Source organism: Vibrio sp. Vb1574 (genome assembly GCF_033338675.1).
Genome location: NZ_JAWOTC010000004.1, coordinates 24,606 through 47,419, shown reverse-complemented (window position 1 = coordinate 47,419; position 22,814 = coordinate 24,606). Strand labels below are relative to the sequence as shown.

Sequence of the window (22,814 nt, the reverse complement as noted above, 5' to 3'; positions counted from 1 at the left end):
CATACACTGATTGAAAGGAAATATGATGAACCCAATTATCGCCTTGCTGAAAGAGAACAACATCAGCGATGAGCAAATCAACGAGATTTTTCAGACTCTGACGCAAAACCCTCTAGCGGCAATGGCAACAATCAGCCAACTAGGTTTGCCACAAGACAAGCTACAAATGCTGATGGCGCAAGTGATGCAAAACCCTGCGCTAATCAAAGAAGCCGTAGACGAGTTGGGATTGGATTTCTCAAAGGTTGAAGAAGCAAAAGAGAAGCTTCAAAGCCAAAACCAAGGCAACTAAGTCTTAGCCATTTAGCGCTGAATATAGAAAAGGCCGTTAACCCGAGCATGTGGGTTAACGGCCTTTTTTGTTCGCTACGTTGTTGTTAGCTACTTTTTTGTCGGCTAATTATTAGCGATTTAAAGACGCGAATTGCTCTGCGGTCATACCGTAGTAGAGCTTGTCGTCAAAGCCTTGCTCTAGTTTATAGTAGTCTTTCTGACGGCCTTCTTGAGTAAAACCATTTTTCTCTAACGTCTTGTAAGAACCAGCATTAGAAGCGTAGCAATCGGCACTGACTTTATGGGCGTTTAACTCAGTAAATCCAATCTCGGTCATCATTTGGCAAGCGCGAGTCGCGACGCCTTTGCCCCATGCGCAAGTAGGTAACTGATAACCCACTTCGTAGTTGCCAGTTAAGAACATCACTGCGGTCACCGCACACATTCCCATGTACTGACCTTGCTGGTCACGAATCACGAACGTTGGGCTATCTGACCAAACACCGTCTTTAATCGCTTGTGCCGTATTTTCAATAATAGGGCCAAAGAAGCCTTCATACAGGTTGTTATCAGCAGGTGCGAAGAACAGATACTGATTGACCTTATCGCCGTTCAGCATCTCGATAATATCTTGTAGATCAGAGCCTTGAATCAGTTGGATAGTCAACGATTCATTAAATGGAATGGCTTCGCCTTGTTTTAGTTTTTGATATGACATGTGTTACCTCGTTATCTGCTGAAAATAGTAGCCCAGCGGATAAGAGAAAAATTGGATTTTTGCGACAACTTTCGGGCTGATTAGCAATGTATTACGACTCAAAATCGCCATAGATATCGATGGTTAAGTCACGTTTTTTCAGGTATTTGCTCGGCGTTTTTCTTAGCTGATGTTTGAGGGTACGAATCAAATGCGATTGGTCACTGAAACCAAATTGTTGTGAGAAACTCGCCCAATCAATCGCTTCTTGTTGCTTGTAGAGAGTCAAAATCATCTGCTCCAGACGCGCCATTTGTTGATACTGCTTAACGCTCAACCCCACCACTTGTTTGAAACTGCGCTCAAGCGTTCTTCGAGAACAGGCGCACTGTTTGGCTATCTCATCAATATCCATCGCTAACTCAGGTGAACGTAGCGCTTGAGCGTCCATCACGGATACCGCTTTTTGTGACGCCAAAAACGGTTTGGTACGGCAAGGTTCGATATCTAACGCATCTAAATGTTGTTTGATGTAGTTCAGCAAACATTGCGATGAACCTTGCAACTCTAACTGCCATAAGCCTTGTTGAAAGCGCTCATCAAACGCCGCGTTAAGCCAATCAAACCATTCGCATTGGTTAATTGCACTAACTTGGGATGCATCACTAAACCGTGATTCAATGGCATAAAAACCCTCTGGGCGAAAGGTGATACCAATACGCTTGATGGGAGCCGTATCTTCCAACAACAGTAAATGTTCGTTAGCCATTAACAAGTGGCAGCCTTTGCCAGCAAGCTTTGTGTGTCCCGTGTCGTAGCTGTAGCCTTGCTCTGGTGGCGTAAAGAGTAAATGAGCACGCGGGTTTGGGATAAGGTGCGGCTTGGGGTCAATGACTTCACCCTCTGGCACTTCCAAGTACCAAACTTGATGAATGAGCCATTCGTACTCTGGCAGAGACTGTTTCCAAGCTATCATGATTGTCCTAGCGGTTAGTAAAGATAATGGGCGCAACGTTTTTGCTTAAACATCTGCTCGTTGAGTGTGACTGATTGACGCGCATCTCGCCACGCATTTCTCACGCTGCTCCCTTGCAAGCTTGTTGGATTGCGGTAGGCTTTGAGCAGAGAAAACAAGCTGAACAGAACAAGGAAATCCCCCGATGCGCGTCGACTACCACCAACGACTGGTTCCTGTGATTCGTTATTTAGAACAACACTTTAATGAACCACTCAATCTGCCAGAAGTGGCCGCGCTGGCGAACCTTTCTCCTTATCACTTTCATCGCACCTTCAAAGCCGTGCAAGGCGAGACATTGGCTGATTTCATTCGACGTTTGCGTCTAGAAGCCGCCGCCGATGACTTATTCAAATCCAAGCAACCGGTATTAAACATTGCCTTAGAGTACGGATTTTCTAGCTCACAGAGCTTAGCCAAAGCCTTCAAGCAACATTATGGCGTTACACCTACGGCCTTTCGCGACTGCGAAAACTACCAGCAGTTTTCTGAATTAGCACGAAACAGCAAGATTGGACACACGTTGCGCAAGAATGGAAACGAAGTAACACCAAGCGATTCATATACTGGCTCTGAACTCACCAAATGGAGCATGACAATGGAAACGCAAAACTTTGAAAAAGCAAAACTGGCTTACATTCGCGTAAACGGCCCTTACGGCCAAGGCTATGAGGAGCCATCAGGTCGCTTGTATCAATGGGCAGGAATGAAAGGTTTGGCAGGCAATACCTGCATCTTCATCTACCATGACAATCCAGAAATCACGCCAGACGAGAAGTGTCGCACTGATATCTGCTTGATGGTGCCAGAAGATACGGAAGTTCCAAAAGGCATTGAGCTGCAAGACTTCCCCGGTGGTCAATATGCGGTGATGCGCCAGCACATTACTGACCCGAGCCAATACTCAAAAGCGTGGGATGATGTCATGAGCAAGGTAATTGAATCCGGTATTGAGAACGACGATCGTCCTTGCTTTGAGCTTTACCACAGCTTCGACCCACAAACGCATCATGCAGACGTTAGCTTCTGCACCGCCATCAAATAAACCAAAAGCCTGCATCGTTGCAGGCTTTTTCATTTCTTACTCTGGTTGCTTAAATTCGCTGTTCCAAATGCTGTTTATCTTTTAATCCAATTACTTAGAACACGAACGAATACCTCAATATTTTCGTGATCCTACTTCGCGTTTTGACCACGCGCGCTCATTCGCTCGGCTGAGTTGGGATTCATTTCACAGATTATTCATGAAGCGAACCTAGACTGAAAAAATTCCATCGACCCCGTTCGACCTACAACACTAAGCACAATAAAAACTAGGTACTACAGCACCTCTAGGACATTCCATGAAGAAGAACTTACTTGCTATTGCTCTTGGTAGCGTAATTGCGCTGACTGCTGCCCCATACTCTATCGCGGCTAACGATGCTGCCCCATACTCTATCGCGGCTAACGATGCTGCTGTCCAATCTTCCACCGACTACTCACAGATCGTCACTAAACGTCAGGTTGTCGACCAACTGCTGAATGACGCGGTACAAGCATTCAAATCCCCTGCGCGTATCTCGCATGCGGGTTTTACCGCCAAAATGCCGAGCAACATGGAGATTGTTACCAACCGCTTATTAGAAGCGTACAAACTTGAGCCGTACCGTACTGACCTACTGATTTCTGCAGCAAACGCGCAGATCTACAACAAGAATGCAGACCGCGCGATTGAACTGTTTGAACAAGCCCTTTCTGTCGCACCAGACGATGTGGATTTGCACGCTTACTTAGCGGTATGGCAACGCTTTGAGGGCAACCAAGCGGAATCAGCGAAACACATGGCGACGCTCACGAAGCTCAATGCAGGTAAAGCGGCAGACATCCAACGCATCTTCGACACCGTAGACCGCGTACTTGCCACGCCGCTAAAAGAGCAAGCCGACAAAGGAAAATTGGATGACAGAGGCGCAATCGTCACGTTGGGATACGCGCTGAACCCAGATGGTTCAATGCATCAAATCTTGGTTGAGCGTTTGGAAACTACGTTAGCAATGGCGAAAGCAAATCCAGACGCATTGATCGTATTGACGGGTGGTGTACCGAAGAACCACAAAACCGAAGGCAAGTTAATGGCGGATTGGCTGATTGAAAAAGGCATCAGCAAAGATCGCATCATTGAAGAAAACTACGCCACCAGCACGGTAGGTAACGCCCTATTCAGCAGCTACGCATTGGCGCGTCATAACATCAAGCACGCAACCATCATAAGCTCAGCGAGCCATGTGCGCCGTGGTCAAACCTTGTTTGAAATCGCAAGCTGGCAAACTGGCCCGCAAGACATCACTTTTGACACAGTGAGCTACCCAGACAAACCACTTAAAGACTTAGCCAAAGCCAGCGATGGCGAACTGCTTGGTATCTACCGCGATGCTCTGCGTACTTACGGCATGTGGAGCTACCGCTCTTACCCGCTAGAGTCGCGTTAATACACTAGAGCCAGAAAGCAAAAGAGACCGCGTTAATGCGGTCTCTCATAGAATCATTTGAACATGATGCAATGGTCAATCAATGCGTTTTGTAGGTTTTGTTTATCACTCAGAATCACTAGAGCATAGATAGTATTTTTGTCACCAATTCGGTAAAGCAGCTTGAATCCATCAAAGCTAAATTGCCGGATGTCGTAAACACCGATTGTTGTCAGTTCATAACAAGGGGGATAGATAGACGGGTTATTCAAAACGTTGTGTTCAAACCTCTGCTGAACCGCAATTAATCTATCAATCACATCGTTGCGAGCGCTCCAGTTCGATAAATAGTTAATACTCTGAATAGCCGTATTTTCAAAGGTTTGTGTATAGAGAACTTTTGCTTCCATGCTCGTATCAAACTCAATCTTTGAGTGCTGCTAACGTGCTCTTCATATCTTCTGATGACTTTACACGTTCATTCGCAACATCATTTTGAGCAAAGCTAACAAACTTCATTAAAGCAATGGCTTCATCACGCTTCTGACGTTCTTCATAAGACTCAACGACATAAATAGGCTTACCATTTTGCGTAATCGTCATTGGTTCATCCAGTTCAAGCTTCGCAGCATTCTTTTTTAAATAACTTACCGTTTCAGTGCTCATCACATGACTCCTATCGGCAACCTCGCTGGTGTAACAACAAGCGAACCCAGCCGAGCTATACTGCAGGTTTGACCGAAATATTTGAATCAATAGAAAGTGCTAATCACATTCTATTTTTCGTTTAGATTTTGACCTAATCTTGCCAACTATACCTGTGCATTTCGAACAAACCAAATTAAGTTTAAATTTAGACTTCTACTTCAAATATAGAAAAAGCCTGCGTATTTGCAGGCTTTCTTGTCTTTGTGCAGTGATAAGAACCGCTTAAATTGCTTCGCCGTTTACCGTTACTGCCACATCAATGTTGCCACGAACTGCGTTTGAATATGGGCAAACTTGGTGTGCAATGCGCGTTAGCTCTAGCGCTTGTTCTTGTGGCATGTCTAGCTCTACCGCTAGGCTCACTGTTAGTGCAAAGCCACCGTTATCGTTAGGACCGATGCCTACTTCCGCTGTTACGGGTGCGCTTTTCAGGTTTACTTTACCTTCACGCGCTACGTGAAGAATCGCGTTAGAAAAACACGCTGAATAGCCCGCTGCAAAAAGCTGTTCTGGGTTAGTTGCTGCGCCTGTGCCACCCATTTCCTTCGGGTATGACAGCTCTAGATCGAGAAGACCGTCATCTGTTTTTACTTGACCATTACGACCAGCCAAAGCAGTAGCTTGAGTTTTGTATAGAGTAGTCATGCGAGTGTCCTTCTTAATTTAAGTTGTGCACAATTTAATTGCTTGCAATCTTATATCGAAGTAAAGATCGTTTGCAACTATATTGTGCACAATTTATTTTATGACTCTCTTTCTCTATGAGCAGGTAGGCAACGCCAATGAGCCAGTGTTACACCGACAACACCATGACCAACGACGATAAACTCTTACTCGAAAACCAAGTTTGCTTCCCGCTCTACAGCGCAGCAAATGCAGTGATCCGAGCGTACCGCCCGTTGTTGGATGAGCTTGGTCTGACTTATTCGCAGTACTTAGTGATGATGGTGCTGTGGGAGAAAGACGGTGCCAGCGTGAAAGAATTGGGGTCACAACTGCATTTGGACTCAGGCACACTCACACCTCTGCTTAAACGCTTAGAAGCAAAAGGCTATGTGGAACGCGGCCGAAGTGAAACCGATGAACGCGTTCGCGTACTAAACCTAACAGAACAAGGTCGTGTCCTCAAAGAACAAGCCAAGTCAGTGCCAAACGCCATGATGTGTAAAATCACCTTAGAGCTAGATGAAATGATCATGCTGAAGAAGTTGTGTGGCAAAGTGCTCGACAATCTGAGCTAACAAAATAGAAGCATCCGCTTCCCCACTTCCTATTAGAAAGAGCCTGCCGAGATGCAGGCTCTTTCGATCTTAGCCAGACGATCCACTTAAGGTCATCATCGGTATTCTCTATTGCTAATCTGCCTTCATCTTCAATAAAACCTATCAAAGCAAACTCACTTACATCGGATTTCCCTATCAAGTGAAATAGGAAATGGCTATCAATAGGATAGTTACAAGCAATTTTCCTTAAACACAATCCGATGCGAATATACTTTCCGAAAGCAAGAACTGCTCACCCTAAAACATTCTGAGGAAAGTAAAAAATGATTAATACAAAGATCAAACCATTTGCAGCTACAGCATACAAAAACGGCGAATTCGTTGAAGTAACAGAACAAGATGTTCTAGGCAAATGGGCTGTATTCTTCTTCTACCCAGCAGACTTCACATTCGTATGTCCGACAGAACTAGGTGACCTAGCAGACCACTACGAAGAGCTACAAAAACGCGGCGTTGAAGTGTACTCAGTATCAACAGACACACACTTCACTCACAAAGCTTGGCACGATAGCTCAGAAACAATCGGCAAGATCCAGTACTACATGCTTGGCGACCAAACAGGCAACATCACAAACAACTTCGGTGTGATGCGTGAAGGTCAAGGCCTTGCAGACCGTGCAACGTTCCTAATCGACCCAGAAGGTACTATCCAAGCAATGGAAATCACTGCTGAAGGTATCGGTCGTGACGCAGAAGACCTACTACGCAAAGTGAAAGCAGCTCAGTACGTAGCAGCACACCCAGGCGAAGTTTGCCCAGCAAAATGGAAAGAAGGCGAAGAGACGCTAGCTCCTTCTCTAGACCTAGTAGGCAAAATCTAAGCCACTGAATTTAAGCTCAATTTGACATGCTAATTGACGCTTAACTTAGAGAGCATTCCAGGTTAGATACCTTGACGACCTTCTGCCTGGTTTGCTCTCTCCCCCTCAGGTTTTATCTACAGTAACCACTTTTTATTACCTATCTGAATAAGTAGGTGTGCAGTAATTGCGTAGAAAAAATCGTTTAGAACCAGGCATAGATTTTCGATAGCTAGTTACTCTAACTACAAAATCTATAACGCAGTTATCAACGATTTTAGCTAGCAAGAATGAACAAATACTTGTTTTGATTGGTAACTATTTAATTAAGGTAGTAACAACTATGTTAGACCAAGCGATCCAACAACAACTCAAACAATATCTGGCTAATGTAAAAGAAGACGTTCGTCTAGTGGTTAGTCTAGATGAAAGCAAAGCATCGAATGACATTCTGTCTCTGGCGAACCAAATCGCAGAGATGAGCGACTTTATCACCGTTGAACGTGACGACAACGCAAGCGCACGTAAACCAGTGATGACGGTGACCAATCCAGTAAAAGGCACAGCACTTCGCTTTGCTGGCTTACCAATGGGTCACGAATTTACCTCTCTGGTATTGGCATTGCTGCACTCTGGTGGTCACCCAATCAAACTAGAGCCGGAAGTGATTGAACAAATCGCAGCGCTAGATAAAGAGTTGGAAGTTGAAGTGTTCATTTCACTGTCGTGCCAAAACTGTCCAGACGTGGTTCAAGCATTCAACATGATGGCGGCGATCAACCCGAAAGTGAAAGCAACCATGATCGACGGTGCACTCTTCCAAGATGAAGTGAAACAACGTGACATCATGGCAGTACCAAGCGTATTCGTAAACGGAGAGCTATTCGGTCAAGGCCGTATGTCTCTGACTGAAATCCTAAACAAAGTGGATGACGGTGCGAGCGAGAAAGCCGCCAAAGCACTGAACGAAAAAGACCCATACGACGTGCTAGTTGTCGGCGGTGGCCCTGGTGGTAGTGCAGCAGCACTATACGCAGCGCGTAAAGGTATTCGCACTGGTGTTGTTGCTAAACGCTTCGGTGGTCAGGTGATGGACACCATGGCAATCGAGAACTTTATCTCGGTAAAACGTACTGAAGGTCCAAAACTGGCGACTGACCTAGCAGAGCACCTAAAAGAATACGACGTAGACGTCGTGACTGAGCAACAAGCGCAAAAACTGATGGGCGCAGCACACACAGATGATGGCTTGATTCATATCCAACTTGAAAGCGGCGCAACGCTGAAAAGTAAGAGTGTCATCCTAAGCACTGGAGCTCGCTGGCGTGAAATGAACGTTCCGGGTGAGCAAGAGTACCGCAACAAAGGCGTCGCGTACTGCCCACACTGTGACGGCCCGCTATTCAAAGGCAAGAAAACTGCGGTTATCGGTGGTGGTAACTCAGGCATCGAAGCGGCTATCGACCTAGCAGGTATTGTTGAGCACGTAACCGTTCTTGAATTTGCAGACGTACTTCGCGCAGACCAAGTGCTTATCGACAAAGCGAACTCTCTACCAAACATCGACATCATCACGATGGCGCAAACCACAGAAGTAGTGGGTGACGGTACTCGCGTAACAAGCTTGAAGTACAAAGACCGTAACACAGATGAAATCAAAGAGATTGAACTGTCAGGTATCTTTGTCCAAATCGGTCTAGTACCAAACACAGAATGGTTAAAAGATTCAGAAGTAGCGCTTTCTGAGCGCGGCGAAATTGAAGTTGGTAGCCGTGGTGAAACCAGCCTGGAAGGTGTCTTCGCAGCGGGTGACGCAACGACGGCTCCTTACAAACAGATCATCATTGCGATGGGTGAAGGTGCAAAAGCAAGCTTAGGCGCGTTTGACTACCTAATCCGTAAGCAAGGTTAATCTCCAAATTTCTTGAACACAAAGCGCACGGTGCAGTGTTTTCTTCCCCTAAAAACCAATCGGGGCACCGTGACAGCGATGAGTAACAAGAAATAAAATCAAAAAACCTAGAAGCCCAAAGACTTTGCCAGCAGGTACTAAATGCTGGCTTTTTTGGTTTGGGGAGAGGTGTAAGCAAATCCCTCAGCGCTCCGAGTTCAAACTGGAGGGAATGGCTCTACAATCACGGATAATTCAGTTCACTCCACCAGCATCACAACGCGCTGCGAATAGATTCTGAATACTCGCTTAGGCTCCTTCAGAATGACGCTGTCCGTTTAGCGTTCTCTTCCCGTCATTCCCGCGAACCTAGGTGAGACTCGGAATCTACTCACCAAAAACTCGATCGAAAATGATTAGCAAGAACACGAAAAAACAAAAGGTGAAAGAAGGTTGCAAACACCTAACCCAACATTCAGCCTCAAACCAACGACCCCACCTAACCTCCCCCTTATATCAAACTCTTAAGATCTCATCATTCCGAGCGCAAGGTGGCAAGTTTTACAGTCACAGATAATTCAATTCACTCCACCGGCATCAAAACGCGCTGCAAATAGATTCTGAATACTCGCTTAGGCTCCTTCAGAATGACGCTGCTCGTTTAGCTCTCTTTCCGTCATTCCCGCGAACCTAGGTGAGACTGGGAATCTACCTACCTAAAGCTCGAACGAAAGACATTCACACACATACACGTGACGCATCAACGGTTGGAGGGTTCATGAACATGATCCTCCTCTAAACCTCAAACCACCAATCCCATCTAACCTTCGCTTATATCAAACTCTTAAGATCTCAGCATTCCGAGTGCAGGTGGCAAGTTTTACAGTCACAGATAATTCAATTCACTCCACCGGCATCAAAACGCGCTGCAAATAGATTCTAAATACTCGCTTAGGCTCTTTCAGAATGACGCTCTGCGTTTAGCACTCTCTTTCTGTCATTCCCGCGAACCTAGGTGAGACTGGGAATCTACTCACCACAAACTCGATCGAAAATGCTTAGCAAGAACACGAACAAACAAAAGGTGAAACAAGGTTGCAAGCCCCTAACCCAGCTCTCAGATTCAAAGCACCAAACCCACCGAATCTCTCAATGTATCCAGATCCAAAGATATCAACCCTAAAAAATTTTAAAAAAGCCCTTTACCTAAACTTAACTTGAGGTTTTAGCATATTCATCGTTGGCTAGAAAATGACAAAAAGGAGCACATCATGATCCAACTAGAACATATTAACTTAGTCGTGAAAGATATCCCTGAAATGCTGAAGTTTTACCAAACTGCATTTCCACATTGGTACGTGCGTGATGAAGGTAAAGGCGAATGGAGTGGCAAACCAAGAAACTGGCTACATTTTGGCGACGAGTATCAATACATAGCCATGAGTGACCATGGCGAAGGAGAAAACCGCGAGTTGAGCGGGCACCAAGTTGGGCTAGCGCATTTTGCTTATGTGACCAACAACGTCGATGCAATCATCAAAAGACTAACCGATGCAGGTTATCCGATTGCCCAACCTGGTGCTGATGAACCATACCGCAAAAATGTGTATTTTGTTGACCCTGCCGGTTTTGAGATTGAATTTGTTGAATACCTGGCGGATGACCCAAAACTTCGTAACCTGACAAGCTAAAAGAGATGTAAATAATAAAACGCCAGCAGATAGTGACTGCTGGCGTTTTATTTTATCTATCAGGCTTCTTTATCGCATTAGCGCTGTTTGGCGAAAACCTGAGTCCAGTAATACCCGTAACGTGCAGAGTGATTTTCGACAAGCGACGCGCCCATCTGTTCAAAATCCGCACTCATGATATTAAGGCAGTGACCTTCACTCGATAACCACGCGTTAACGACGGCGTTAATGGTGCTTTGCCCTACGGCGACATTCTCACCAATGGCGCTCCAAGCATAACCCGTTGCGTTAACTCGATCTGACATTTTGCTGCCATCAGAGCCTGTGTGGCTCATGAAATCGCTGTTCGCCATATCGCTTGAATGTCGATAAGCGGCGCTTTCCAAATCGTAGCTCCAAGTCAGGGCCCCTACAGGTGGCATGGTGGTTGCGCCACACTGTTGTGTAGTAGAGCGGGCGCTGTTGACCGCTGCAAGCATCTGCTCGGCAAATGTGCCTTGTGACGATGTGGAACCTGTGTTTTGTGAGCCGCTTTCTGCTGGGGCTGACGACTCCCCATCGCCGCCACATGCGCTGAGAAGTAGGGCCAAAGCAGGCACTAAGATCTTAGTTGGCATTGTATTTCCTTTATGAGTGACGAAGAGCAAACTGCGCTTTTCGATAATAACGCCCAATAAACTAACAAAAACCAATAAAAGCACCATATATCTTAGGGGTTTTTAACCAAAGACTCACATGAAGTTTTCAATCGCCTTGGTTCGGTCGATAAATCGGCAACGTTTCAGCCCAAGTATGGAATGGCGTTTCATCCATATCCTGTATTGCTTGAGTGATAAAATCGATGAACACCCTAACTCGGGCAGGCACATATTCCCGGTTGGCATAGAGAAGATACACGCCATTTCCTGCTTGGCGCATGCTCGGAAATATCGGCACTAAACGCCCCGCTTTAAGCCAGTCTCTCGCGATAAAATGAGGGATCTGAGTTAATCCTAAGCCTTCTGCGCAAAGCTCTGCCATAGATTCACCGTCATTTACAATGTAGTTTCTTTCGGGGTCATATTCACTCGCACCGTCTGGTTCTGGCATCCGAATCGGCAACAGTTTCCCCGTTTGTTTAAAACGAAAACGAACCCAAGAATGGTCATTGAATACATCCGAGCCACTCGGAACACCATGGCGCGCTAAGTAATCCTGACTGGCACAAATGATAAAATCGATAGGGCTGAGCTGACGCACAATCAATTGACTATCGTGAACGATACCAGAGCGAATCGACACATCAATACCTTGCTCAATAATATCAACGTAGGCGTCATCGTAATGAATATCGATAGTGATGTTAGGGTAGCGGCGACAAAACTCTTTTAATAAAGGACGAATATAGAGGCGACCGTACGAGACTGGCACATTAATCTTAAGCTGCCCTGAAAGTGCATCATTGTGACTTTTTAATGAATCCTCACATGCCGCCAGCTCTTCCAGTACAAACCTAGCAGTATTTGCGTACCGACGACCAGCTTCTGTCAGTCGGCTCTGTCGCGTAGAACGTTGAAAAAGCTGTATACCCAAATCGCTTTCAAGACGATGTATGGCTTTGCTCACGGTCGAAGGGTCAGTGCCATACACTTTGGCAGCCGCAGCAAAACTACCGCCATCTAAAGTGGCAATAAAAAATCGTAGGGACCGTATCTTATCCATATAACCAATGAACTCTATTCATGAATTTTATTCACTTTAGTAAAGACCAAGTGGCTCTTCAATCACTAATTAGCCTAAATATAATGAACCTCAATAACTTGATGCTCTGTTAGCGAGGAAAAAACCATGGGTAAAATCGGATTGAAGAATGCACTACAACTATTGATAGCAACACTAGTCCTATTCTTTGGGGTGCTTCAAACAGCACATGCCGCAGATAAACGAATTGGTATTCTAGTTTACGATGGCGTACTGACCTCTGATGTTACTGCTCCTTTAGAGGTTTTTGGCGTCGCAAGTCGTCTCACTTGGTTTAGTGATTATGACGTGCTCACCATTTCCGTCTCCGATCAGAAAACCATCACCACTGAAGAAGGATTAAAAATTGGTGTGGATGCTTGGATTGGCGATCAGCCGGAACTCGACGTATTGGTTTTAACATCCAGCTATGACATGGATGCACTAATCGAAAATAAAGATCTCATTCACTTTATTAAAACTACCTCAAAGGCGGCAGATTGGATGGCAAGTAATTGCTCTGGCGCGTATTTGTTAGCCGAAGCTGGCCTTTTAAACGGCAAAAAAGCAACAACTTGGGCCGGAGGTGAAAACGGCTTTCAAAGAGATTACCCTGCAGTCAAAGTACAAGTCGACCAGAATTTTGTCATTGATGATGGCGTTATCACTTCGAACGGTAGCCTAGTTAGCTATCAAGCTGCTCTTAAGCTACTTCACCTTATGACTTCAGAGTCTAAAGCTCAGGAAGTCGCAGATGCCATCCAGTACTCACGTTTTTCCAACCAACCATTTTAAGCGTGTAAGAAAGTAATCAGAGCCACCCTTCGATATTTCGAAGGTTAACTCTTCGAATTTATCTTCCTAATCGAACAACCCTTTTTATCACTGTAAAAGCGATAAAAAGGGTTGTCGTTCATCTGGCAGACACAACGTGCTCTCCAAACTTTTTATCTTAATGCTATGGAAAAACATAAACGTTACGAAGCACTGACGAAAGATCGATACCAAGAGATCTACCGTCTCGCGTATTGGTTATGCAAAGATCACCACCTTGCTCAAGATTTAGCGCAAGAAACCTTTCTGAAAGCGTGGCGATTCTTTGATAAATTAAATGACCCCAACGCCGCGAAGTCTTGGCTCATTACTATTTTGCGTCGTGAGAATGCTCGGCGCTTTGATAGAAAACAGTACGATTTTGTCGACATTGATGAGTGTGCAATACAGACAAAAACCTACCCTGGCAGTGACTACGACATGGCCCAAGATTGGCTTCAAAAACAAATGATGATTCTCGAACCCAAATACCGAGAGCCGTTGCTCTTGAGCTTAGTGGCTGGGTTGAATCATGATGAAATTGCCCAAGCCTTGAGGCTCAACCACAACACAGTGGCGACTCGATTATTCAGAGCGCGTAATCAGATCATCGCACAGAAGGAGAATCATTAAGACACAAAAAGTAGTCAACCATGTAAACTAACTGGCTATGCTCCGGTCTATTTCATAAGTCGTTACACAACTCGACGCTTTAACGCTTTACATCAAGCGCGACTAGATGAACACTTCTTGTCAAAGTACAATAACAGCCGACATAGAGTAGAGTCAGTAAAACATTATGAGTAACACGACGGCGAAAAAGCCGAATCCCTTATTTGAAATCCTTTTCAACGTATTTATCCCTTCCTTCATTTTGATGAAGTTTAGTGGCGATGAGCATCTAGGGACAGCAATGGCGCTGGTTGTCGCTTTGCTATTTCCTATCATTTATGGCGGTATGGACCTTGTCCGTAACAAGAAATTTAACTTTATTTCTGCTCTGGGCTTTATCAGTGTTCTACTAACTGGTGGCATCGGCTTGTTAGAGCTTGATACACGCTGGTTAGCACTAAAAGAAGCCCTGATTCCTGGCCTGATCGGTTTAGCGGTTTTGGGTTCAACGTTTACCCGCTACCCGCTGATGCAGAAGTTAGTACTGAATGACACAGTGTTGAACCTCGCGTTGATTAACCAACGTTTAAAAGAAAATGATAAAACCGATGCGTTCGAACGTTGCCTTATGTCTTCTAACTACCTGTTTGCAAGTACTTTTGCGTTCTCATCTGCAATGAACTACTTCCTTGCGACTTGGATTGTGACTAGCCCTTCTGGTACTGCTGCCTTTAACGAAGAGTTAGGCAAAATGACGCTGTACAGTTACCCAATGATTGCCATCCCAAGTATGTTGATGATGTTCGGTATTTTTTATTACATTTGGCGTCAAGTACGTGCGATGACATCGCTCGAAACAGAGCAAATCTTCCATCTAAAATAGCCCTATCATTACAAATAAACCCATAAAAAAGGGAGGATTTTATCCTCCCTTTTCTCAACAGACTCACTGTAAATCATAGCGTCAAAATGATTTTACCTGACACTGCTGACGAGCGTCGCTCAACCATTTCAATCGCTGTTTGAAAGTCCTCTAACGACAGATCATATGCAACGTTTAACTTTATGTCGCTGCTAATAAAGTGTTCTAACATTTCAGCGAACACCGTCTTTCTCCCGCCTTTACCTACCGATTCTTCCCAATACCGCAAAAAGAATGTACTAAAGTCGATGTTGTTGGCCTTCATCGATTCAAAAAACTCAGGCGTATAAGGCGTTAACGACAATGTTCCGTAGTTGATGTATTGGCCGTTTTCTTTCAAGGTACGAATGAGATCCGTGCCAGCCTCACCGCCTATCGCATCCAAAGCGACCGTTGGTTGTGGCAGTTGGCGCGTTTGCAGCTGCGCGTGTAAGTCTTGTTTTGCGTCCAACACTGGAATCGTATCGTACGGATACTTTTCTGGCTTTGAAGTCACAGCAATCAGTGTAAAACCCAGTGAGTGAGCAAGCTGGGCGAATATCTTACCGATCGCTGACCCTGCCGCATTGATGATTACCACATCGCCTTTGTTCAACTTCGCCACTTTAGTGGTGATAACCCACGCGGTTAGCGCGTTGATGTACAATTGGCAGGCATAGCCGTTCTCCAAACTCTCAGGTAGCGGAAAAAGATTCTCAGGCGAAGCATCTATGTAGTATTGCCAAGTACCACTCATCGCCACCAACACTTTTTGCCCAACTTGAAGGTCAGTTTGACCGACTGCACTGACTTCCACCACACGCCCAACCGCTTCAAATCCCGGCACGCGAGGTGGTACGTGAACGCGGCGGTATTGCCCAACACCATGAATGGAAAGCAAGTCACTTGGGTTAATGTTTGTAGCTTCGAGTCTCACCCGAACCTTGCCCTGAGCAAGCGGATTGAGGGGCTCTTTTTCCAACGACAGCGATGTTTTGGGTTGACCAAAACAGAATTGATTCACTCGAGTATTTATCGTTGGTGCCATTGTTATTCATACCATGTAATTGAAATTCAAAAAGGAAGTTTCGCGACTTCTACTCAAAAGCATTAAGTGAAGTCGAAGCTCTGTATTTCTACCTGCGCGATGCGCCGTTCACTCTAAACTGTTGTGGCGTCATATCAAAATAGGCTTTAAATGCTTTGATGTAGGATGAGTCGTTTTGATAACCCACTAGGTCTGCAATGGCTTGGATTGACAACGATTCATCTAACAAAGAAAGCGAGTAAATTAGCCGAATTTGTTGCCGCCAAAGCAGAAATGAAGTGTTGAATTCCTTGGCGAACAACCGTGATAAAGTACGCTCCGATGCCCCAATTTTCTCCCCCCACTCTTTTAGCGAACAGCTCAACGCTGGCTCGTCAGTCAGTCGCTCGAAAATCAGTTTTAGTCGTCTGTCTTGTGGCAGCAATAACTGAAATGTCTGCACGTTGCGTTTCAAAATTTGATCATGCAGCACCGCCAGCAAATGCAACACTTCTTCGTGGCTTGTCTCACCTTCACACTGTCTGCGGATCTCTTGTAAAAGCTCATTTAAAAACGACGTTAAAGCAATGGTTCTCACTTGTGGCTCGTACGTCGCACCAAACTCAGGGTTGAGGTAAATACCAACAAATATCGTATTGCTTAGAGCAATCGACTCGTGTTGAACACCCGCAGGAACAAATAACGCAGAAGTGTGCGGAACCAAATGCTGATAATGCTCCGTTTGTGTTTGCAATAACCCTTTGATAGGAAAGATGATTTGATGCCAAGTGTGTTGATGCAGCGCATCAATGTAACCTTTTGGCATGTCGATAGTTTTCACCAAAACAGGAGAATGGGGATTCGCGGCCATCATCTCATTGGAGGTGATGACGCCTGACTTCGAATCAATTTGGCGAGTTAGCATTGTTTATTGTCTTTTCATCCCCATTCCGACACAAGTTCTCTAGGCTATCATGCTCCGCATCGTGAATGAAGGTAAACACTTTATCTCTCATTCAAATAATAAGGAGGTTATATGAAGAAAATCGGCGTCGTAAAAGCTGTGCTAGCAGGGAAAACCGTCCCTTATGCTCATGGAGCGCAAAGCGCAATCAACAAACAAGTGCTGCCTGAGCGCCAGCACGCAACAGAGCTTGGTTTTACCAGTGATGAGCAAGGCGATCCGCGCTTTCATGGTGGCATTCAAAAAGCGCTTCATCTTTACCCAAGCGAGCACTACCCAATCTGGCAACAAGAATTAGGCAAAAGACCAATTTTCCAATCCGCCGGCGGCTTTGGCGAAAACATCAGCTCCGAAGGCGTCACCGAATCCATGATTTGCTTGAAAGATAAAATTCGCATCGGCTCAACACTACTGGAAGTGTCGCAAGGTCGCATGCCTTGTTGGAAACTTAACGTACGTTTTGACCAACACGACATGGCGAGAAAACTGCAAGATACGCTTCGAACAGGCTGGTATTTCCGAGTGTTGGAAGAAGGTGATATCGGTGCAGGTGACGAGATTATTCTGTGCGAAAGACCTTATCCAGAATGGCCACTGGCTCGCATCATGGGCGCGGTTTTCACTGGCTGTTTAGATAGAAAAGAACTCACTCAGCTGTCTGAGCTGCCGTTAGTCGAGTCTTGGGGCAAGTTGGTCGAGCGCCGCCTAGAAACTGGCGAAGTTGAAGATTGGGAAATGCGCTTGGTTGGCCCAACTGTGGGTTAACACCCCAAAGTAAAATTTAAGCCACGCTCTGAACCGACTATGCCGTCAGAGCGTGTTTTTTTGGTTTACTTCGCACTCGGGGCTGGGCGTTTCGACTTACCTTGGAACTGCTTAATGCTCTTCTTAGCATTAGTTCGGCGGTTGGCTTTTTTATCGCGTGGCGCGCGTTTGCTCTCGCCAGTTGATGGCTTATCCGTTACTGGAAAACCAACCAGATCTTGCACTGGCAATGCACGTTGAGTCAGGTGACGAATCGCGTTTAGTGCGTCCATTTCACCATGACATACCAATGACATCGCCACACCTTGTTCGCCTGCGCGAGCGGTACGTCCTACTCGGTGAACATAAGTTTCTGCATGCATTGGCAGTTCAAAGTTGATCACTACAGGTAATTGCTCAATGTGAATGCCGCGCGCTAGTAGATCAGTGGCAATCAACACCTGAATTTGCCCAGATTTAAACTGCGCCAGTGCTTCTTCTCGCTCTGCTTGGCTCTTGTCACCATGCAGTGCATTGGTTGAGATGCCCGCTTTGTTTAGCTTTTTCGCTAAGCCATCAGCATTCTCTTTCGCACCAATAAAGACTAACGCCTGAGTCCACGCGTTTTTTTGAATCAGTTCAATCAATGCCTTGGTTTTACTGCCTTTATTGACCATGTACAACGTTTCAACGATGTCTTGATTCGTGCTGTTTTCTTGATGCGCTGCAACTTGCTTTGGTGCCTGCATAAGCAGCTTCGCTTTACCCTTCAAATCATCTGAAAACGTCGCCGAGAACATTGCGGTTTGACGCTGGTTTGAAATCAGCCCCGCAATATTTTGCACGTCAGGCCAAAAGCCCATATCCAACAGACGATCGGCCTCATCCAACACTAGGTAATGGATATTGCTTAAGTCTAAACCGTTGTTTGCCAGATCAACCAAACGACCTGTCGTCGCGACAAGGATATGAGGATTTGTCGCTAGCGCCTGCTGTTGTTGCTCTTTATCAACGCCGCCACACAAACACACTGCGTTGAGTTCAAGAACTTGACCAACTTGGTTAATTGCTTCACTCACTTGCATTGCCAGCTCACGAGTTGGCACAAGAATCAGCGCTTTTTGCTCTGGATTGACACCCAGCTTTTCCAACAAAGGCAAACCATAAGCAAGGGTTTTGCCGCTGCCTGTATTTGCCAAAGCCAATAGATCTTGACCAGCCAACAGCTCAGGAATGGCCAACGCTTGAATATCGGTCGGTTTCTTGAAGTCTTTTGGCAGTGCGTGAATCAGCTCAGAACTCAATGAGAGAGTAGAAAATGGCATTAGCGAAACCTTGTACTTTTGGTTGAAGAGGCAATAAAAACAATGAAGATGCGGTAAAACGCAGGCGCGGACTTTACCACAATCTGTTAGGTGAACCATCCTATTTTAGGCGCTTAAACCAAGCGGCGCCGATGCAAATCTTCAGAAAACAAAAAAGCGCAAAAAAGCCGTTAGTCTGTACTGCCACAGAGCTAACGGCTAAAAACCCTTGAAGAGAACGCTTCGTCAGCCTTTCACTGCGGCTGAAAAGAAATGTGCAGTTTATTAAAGCACAGCTTTACGATTCGGTAAGAACACTTCACCCAACATGCAACGAACCGAACCACCACCAATAGATTCTATGGTAGAAACGTCGAATGGCAGCAATTTACCGTGCGTTGCCAATTGCTTTCTTTGTGCAGGTGAGAATGCATCGTACGCCGATTGCGACATCGCAATCACCTTGTCGCCGTTGATCGTTTCTAGTTGCAGAATGTTACCGCAGAACTGGTTCATCTGATCAAGCGAAATTGAGATGACTTGCTTGTCTTTGGCGAGTGACTTCATTACAAAACGACGCTCAAATTCTGGGATCACTTCGTCACAAATCACGCAAAACTGTTCGCCAACCGCCATCATCACATTGGTGTGATAAATCGGCGCACCAGACGGCAAACGAGTTTGGAAAGAAATCACTCGTTCATAGCCAATACGATCGGCGTAATCTTCTAAAACCAGACGATCACAACGTTGTGAGAGTGCGGCGTAGACCGTTTTATTTAGGTGGTCAAACACCATCACACCCGTGCTTTCTAAATACGCTTGCTCGTCAAGATATTCAGTTAGACTGCTGCGTCGATGAACTTCTCGCCCTGCTTGCGCTAGTGCTGCCACAAGTGCATCGGGACGTACTTCTTTTTGACGGTTTTCACAGGCCATTGGAAAGGTGTACAACGTGCCATCTGGCGTAGTGCTAAACCAATTGTTTGGAAATACCGCGTCTGGCGTTGCAACATCTGAAGTTGGATAATCAAATTCAACAACTTGAACGCCCTCTTGACGCAGCGTTGCAACCATACTCGCGAACTCGGCCATTACTCGACGTGAGACTTCTTCTTGGCTGAGTGACACTTTATGTTGGAACTCATTATCTTGTGCGGTTTCTTCATTAAAACGAAACTCTTTCGGTGGCACCATCACTACGCAGTTCGCGGTTTGGCGCTGAGCACTTTGCGTGCTTTCTTCTTTCCCATTAGCAAATTGGGTCACTGATTCGTGTAATAGCATCCAATACATTCCTTATCACTAGAATGAGGAGATTGTAAATTTATTGTTAACTTCAGTTTTGCTGTTTTGACAATTAATTTAATTGCCCAAAAGTAATTTTTGCTGCATTAAGTTCATTTTTCCCTAAATTTTATTGTCACTTTGCAGGTTTAAGCTTTTATTGCACCGTGATGAACATGATAAGAATTCATCATAAGAATCAGAACCATAGACAATCACACTCATAACCAACTAGTTACATTTAAGACACAATCGGTTAGACTATTTTTTCGCCCCTCTCGTCAATCGGTCTGCTTTATCGAGGAGCAGGCAAGAAACTCTCATACACGCGGTTTCGTCCAAAGCAGCGTGAATCGATGGATTTAGCCACCCCAAATGGCACTGTTTTAACTTTAGGATGAGTTATGTTTAAACGATTTGAAGGCTTTACAGAGCCGTTCCCCAAATCTACACCGGATCAGCCTCCTTCAGGGATGTTCGCTTTTCTGCGTTATTACACTCGTGGTTATGAAAAGCCTTTGATCATCATGTCTTTGATGGCCACAATTGTGGCTGTTGTTGAGGTAATGTTGTTTGGCGCCATGGGACAATTGGTTGATTGGTTGTCTACCAGCAATCCAGAAACGTTCTTACAAGACAACAAATCGGATTTGATTTTCTACGGAGCCTTATTGCTGGTTGTCATGCCTATATTGGTGATCTTGTACTCGTTGCTCGTTCATCAAACGTTATTGGGCAACTACCCAATGTCTATCCGCTGGCTTGCACACCGGTATTTGCTCAATCAAAGCTTGAACTTCTATCAAGATGATTTTGCAGGTCGAGTCGCAACGAAAGTCATGCAAACCTCATTAGCTGTGCGCGAAACCGTGATGAAAGCTATGGATGTGTTTGTTTACGTTACGGTTTACTTCACCAGCATGATCATTATGTTAGCGACGGCAGACTGGCGTTTGATGATCCCAATGATTGTCTGGCTACTCGCTTACATCGCTATCCAAATCTATTTTGTCCCTAAGCTCAAAGACGTCGCTTCAGCACAGGCCGATGCACGTTCGACAATGACAGGGCGCATCGTCGACAGTTATACCAATATTCAAACCGTCAAACTGTTTTCTCATAGCCAGCGCGAAACCCAATATGCCGAGCAAGGCATGAAAGGATTTTTGAATACGGTCTATCGTCAAATGCGCCTAGTGACCGGCTTCGACGTCGCTGTAGAGATCTCAAACTATATTTTGGTCTTTTCCGTTGCTGCTTTATCGATTTACCTGTGGTTGGATAGTGCCATTAGCGTTGGCGCGATTGCGATTGCTGTTAGTCTTGCATTGCGCGTAAACGGTATGTCGATGTGGATAATGTGGGAAGTTGGCGCCCTCTTTGAAAACATGGGAACCGTTGTCGATGGAATGAAAACACTCTCTAAGCCTATTGATATTAAAGATAAACCAGGTGCAAAAGACTTGGTTGTCACTGAAGGAGGCATTCACTTTGATAACGTCAGCTTCCATTACGGTGAGAACAAAGGCGTAATTAGCCATCTCGATCTCAACATCAAACCAGGAGAGAAAGTAGGCTTGGTTGGGCGCTCCGGCGCCGGAAAATCGACTTTGGTGAACTTGTTACTTCGTTTCCACGATGTCGAAGACGGCAGCATTAAGATCGATGGACAGAACATCTCAGAAGTCACACAAGACTCTTTGCGTTCAAAGATCGGTATGGTGACCCAAGATACTTCTCTGCTACACCGTTCAATTCGAGACAATATTTTGTATGGCAATCCAGATGCGACAGAAGAAGATTTGCTGAAAGCCACTAAGCAAGCGCATGCCCATGAGTTTATCGAAACTCTGACCGACCCATTTGGTAATGTCGGATACGATGCGCAAGTTGGTGAACGTGGTGTGAAACTGTCTGGCGGCCAACGTCAGCGTATCGCAATATCTCGTGTGCTACTCAAAGATGCACCATTGCTGGTATTGGATGAAGCAACATCGGCTCTAGATTCAGAAGTCGAAGCAGCGATTCAGGAAAGCTTGAATGAATTAATGCAAGGGAAAACGGTTATTGCTATCGCTCACCGATTATCGACCATCGCACAAATGGATCGCCTCATCGTGCTAGATAAAGGCAGCATCGTTGAACAAGGTTCTCATCAAGAACTCATTGCGAATAACGGCATTTACGCCCAGCTTTGGGCGCATCAAACTGGCGGATTTATCGCTGAAGAACTAGACAATCAACACGCTTCTTAACGAGTGATAAGCTCAATAAAAACGGCGCTTTAAGCGCCGTTTTTTATTTAAATCCATGGCTAGATGCTCATATAGCCATTGTGGTTTCTCATATATGAAACACTCTCCATGATAAAGCTCACACTTTTTCTGCTAATATACCGCCTCGTTGCGTATCCATTGCAATGAACACAATACAGAGTATTGAGCCGTCTTCATTTGTCATTTCACTTTTTGAGAAACAGCTATACTCAATAGATGGCTTAGTTATTATATTAACAATAAGGTAATTAGCTTATGTGTAAATGTGGTTCAATGCAGATCGTACAACTCAAACCAAGTTGGGCTGACAAGCTATTTGGCTACTCAGAAAGATGGAAATGCCAACTTTGTTGTAAGAT

23 protein-coding genes are annotated in these 22,814 nt (G+C 45.2%); 12 read left to right on the top strand and 11 right to left on the bottom strand.

Annotated elements, in window-relative coordinates; all coding sequences use genetic code 11:
- The first annotated feature begins 25 nt into the window (after nt 1–25).
- Nucleotides 26–292: a DUF2999 family protein gene (locus R7O12_RS04355; RefSeq protein WP_004746427.1), complete on the top strand. Its 267-nt coding sequence runs from the start codon at nt 26–28 to the stop codon at nt 290–292.
- Between the two features lie 111 nt (nt 293–403).
- Here the strand turns inward: R7O12_RS04355 and R7O12_RS04350 are convergent, their stop codons facing one another.
- Nucleotides 404–991, bottom strand: a complete 588-nt coding sequence (locus R7O12_RS04350; RefSeq protein ID WP_213914713.1) for a GNAT family N-acetyltransferase — start codon at nt 989–991, stop codon at nt 404–406.
- Between the two features lie 91 nt (nt 992–1,082).
- The gene (locus R7O12_RS04345) at nt 1,083–1,946 is read right to left on the bottom strand and encodes a helix-turn-helix domain-containing protein (RefSeq protein ID WP_017820079.1); all 864 of its coding nucleotides are present in this window, start codon (nt 1,944–1,946) and stop codon (nt 1,083–1,085) included.
- A gap of 184 nt (nt 1,947–2,130) precedes the next feature.
- Here R7O12_RS04345 and R7O12_RS04340 point away from each other — a divergent pair, with 184 nt between their 5' ends.
- Both R7O12_RS04340 and R7O12_RS04335 read left to right on the top strand, forming a co-directional pair.
- Nucleotides 2,131–3,030, top strand: a complete 900-nt coding sequence (locus tag R7O12_RS04340; RefSeq protein ID WP_009706616.1) for a GyrI-like domain-containing protein — start codon at nt 2,131–2,133, stop codon at nt 3,028–3,030.
- A 298-nt stretch (nt 3,031–3,328) separates the two neighbouring features.
- Nucleotides 3,329–4,456, top strand: coding sequence for an ElyC/SanA/YdcF family protein (locus R7O12_RS04335; protein ID WP_318125648.1), 1,128 nt, complete (start codon nt 3,329–3,331; stop codon nt 4,454–4,456).
- A gap of 53 nt (nt 4,457–4,509) precedes the next feature.
- On the opposite strand, the gene R7O12_RS04330 is transcribed toward R7O12_RS04335, so the two are convergent.
- The 3 genes from R7O12_RS04330 to R7O12_RS04320 form a co-directional block, all read right to left on the bottom strand.
- Nucleotides 4,510–4,845: a type II toxin-antitoxin system RelE/ParE family toxin gene (locus tag R7O12_RS04330; protein WP_020195558.1), complete on the bottom strand. Its 336-nt coding sequence runs from the start codon at nt 4,843–4,845 to the stop codon at nt 4,510–4,512.
- Nucleotides 4,846–4,858: 13 nt separating this feature from the next.
- Nucleotides 4,859–5,101, bottom strand: coding sequence for a type II toxin-antitoxin system Phd/YefM family antitoxin (locus R7O12_RS04325; protein ID WP_005383516.1), 243 nt, complete (start codon nt 5,099–5,101; stop codon nt 4,859–4,861).
- A 264-nt stretch (nt 5,102–5,365) separates the two neighbouring features.
- Nucleotides 5,366–5,788, bottom strand: coding sequence for an organic hydroperoxide resistance protein (locus tag R7O12_RS04320; RefSeq protein WP_005374640.1), 423 nt, complete (start codon nt 5,786–5,788; stop codon nt 5,366–5,368).
- Between the two features lie 137 nt (nt 5,789–5,925).
- On the opposite strand from R7O12_RS04320, the gene R7O12_RS04315 reads away from it, so the two are divergent.
- The 4 genes from R7O12_RS04315 (at nt 5,926) to R7O12_RS04300 (ending at nt 10,808) form a co-directional block, all read left to right on the top strand.
- Nucleotides 5,926–6,384 (top strand): MarR family winged helix-turn-helix transcriptional regulator, encoded by a 459-nt coding sequence (locus R7O12_RS04315; RefSeq protein WP_020195556.1) that lies wholly within the window; start codon nt 5,926–5,928, stop codon nt 6,382–6,384.
- Between the two features lie 305 nt (nt 6,385–6,689).
- Nucleotides 6,690–7,247: an alkyl hydroperoxide reductase subunit C gene (gene ahpC, locus R7O12_RS04310; RefSeq protein WP_005395542.1), complete on the top strand. Its 558-nt coding sequence runs from the start codon at nt 6,690–6,692 to the stop codon at nt 7,245–7,247.
- A 322-nt stretch (nt 7,248–7,569) separates the two neighbouring features.
- Complete coding sequence (gene ahpF, locus R7O12_RS04305) at nt 7,570–9,138, top strand: alkyl hydroperoxide reductase subunit F (RefSeq protein ID WP_318125647.1); 1,569 nt, start codon at nt 7,570–7,572, stop codon at nt 9,136–9,138.
- A gap of 1,250 nt (nt 9,139–10,388) precedes the next feature.
- Nucleotides 10,389–10,808: a VOC family protein gene (locus R7O12_RS04300; RefSeq protein ID WP_005374615.1), complete on the top strand. Its 420-nt coding sequence runs from the start codon at nt 10,389–10,391 to the stop codon at nt 10,806–10,808.
- Nucleotides 10,809–10,885: 77 nt separating this feature from the next.
- Here the strand turns inward: R7O12_RS04300 and R7O12_RS04295 are convergent, their stop codons facing one another.
- Entirely contained in the window at nt 10,886–11,425 is a 540-nt protein-coding gene (locus tag R7O12_RS04295; RefSeq protein ID WP_186585575.1) for a CAP domain-containing protein, read from the bottom strand.
- A 127-nt stretch (nt 11,426–11,552) separates the two neighbouring features.
- Nucleotides 11,553–12,509, bottom strand: coding sequence for a LysR family transcriptional regulator (locus tag R7O12_RS04290; RefSeq protein WP_318103818.1), 957 nt, complete (start codon nt 12,507–12,509; stop codon nt 11,553–11,555).
- A gap of 126 nt (nt 12,510–12,635) precedes the next feature.
- Between R7O12_RS04290 and R7O12_RS04285 the strand changes: the two genes are divergently transcribed.
- The 3 genes from R7O12_RS04285 (at nt 12,636) to R7O12_RS04275 (ending at nt 14,835) form a co-directional block, all read left to right on the top strand.
- A complete protein-coding gene (locus R7O12_RS04285) occupies nt 12,636–13,322 on the top strand; it encodes a DJ-1/PfpI family protein (RefSeq protein WP_213973042.1) in 687 nt (228 codons plus the stop codon).
- Between the two features lie 120 nt (nt 13,323–13,442).
- The gene (locus tag R7O12_RS04280) at nt 13,443–13,973 is read left to right on the top strand and encodes a sigma-70 family RNA polymerase sigma factor (RefSeq protein ID WP_318103841.1); all 531 of its coding nucleotides are present in this window, start codon (nt 13,443–13,445) and stop codon (nt 13,971–13,973) included.
- A gap of 166 nt (nt 13,974–14,139) precedes the next feature.
- Complete coding sequence (locus R7O12_RS04275; protein WP_053303949.1) at nt 14,140–14,835, top strand: VC0807 family protein; 696 nt, start codon at nt 14,140–14,142, stop codon at nt 14,833–14,835.
- 73 nt (nt 14,836–14,908) lie between these two features.
- Here the strand turns inward: R7O12_RS04275 and R7O12_RS04270 are convergent, their stop codons facing one another.
- Nucleotides 14,909–15,901 carry a zinc-dependent alcohol dehydrogenase family protein gene (locus R7O12_RS04270; protein ID WP_053350142.1) on the bottom strand — a complete coding sequence of 331 codons (993 nt, stop codon included), beginning with the start codon at nt 15,899–15,901 and terminating at the stop codon, nt 14,909–14,911.
- Between the two features lie 88 nt (nt 15,902–15,989).
- Nucleotides 15,990–16,805: an AraC family transcriptional regulator gene (locus tag R7O12_RS04265; protein ID WP_053350192.1), complete on the bottom strand. Its 816-nt coding sequence runs from the start codon at nt 16,803–16,805 to the stop codon at nt 15,990–15,992.
- 111 nt (nt 16,806–16,916) lie between these two features.
- Between R7O12_RS04265 and R7O12_RS04260 the strand changes: the two genes are divergently transcribed.
- Nucleotides 16,917–17,609, top strand: coding sequence for an MOSC domain-containing protein (locus tag R7O12_RS04260; RefSeq protein WP_053350141.1), 693 nt, complete (start codon nt 16,917–16,919; stop codon nt 17,607–17,609).
- A gap of 65 nt (nt 17,610–17,674) precedes the next feature.
- On the opposite strand, the gene R7O12_RS04255 is transcribed toward R7O12_RS04260, so the two are convergent.
- Together R7O12_RS04255 and R7O12_RS04250 are read right to left on the bottom strand one after the other, a co-directional pair.
- A complete protein-coding gene (locus R7O12_RS04255; protein ID WP_238970654.1) occupies nt 17,675–18,913 on the bottom strand; it encodes a DEAD/DEAH box helicase in 1,239 nt (412 codons plus the stop codon).
- Between the two features lie 264 nt (nt 18,914–19,177).
- The gene (locus R7O12_RS04250) at nt 19,178–20,179 is read right to left on the bottom strand and encodes an arginine deiminase-related protein (RefSeq protein WP_033906610.1); all 1,002 of its coding nucleotides are present in this window, start codon (nt 20,177–20,179) and stop codon (nt 19,178–19,180) included.
- 404 nt (nt 20,180–20,583) lie between these two features.
- Here R7O12_RS04250 and R7O12_RS04245 point away from each other — a divergent pair, with 404 nt between their 5' ends.
- Nucleotides 20,584–22,434, top strand: coding sequence for an ABC transporter ATP-binding protein (locus tag R7O12_RS04245; RefSeq protein ID WP_005374597.1), 1,851 nt, complete (start codon nt 20,584–20,586; stop codon nt 22,432–22,434).
- Nucleotides 22,435–22,814 lie beyond the last annotated feature (380 nt).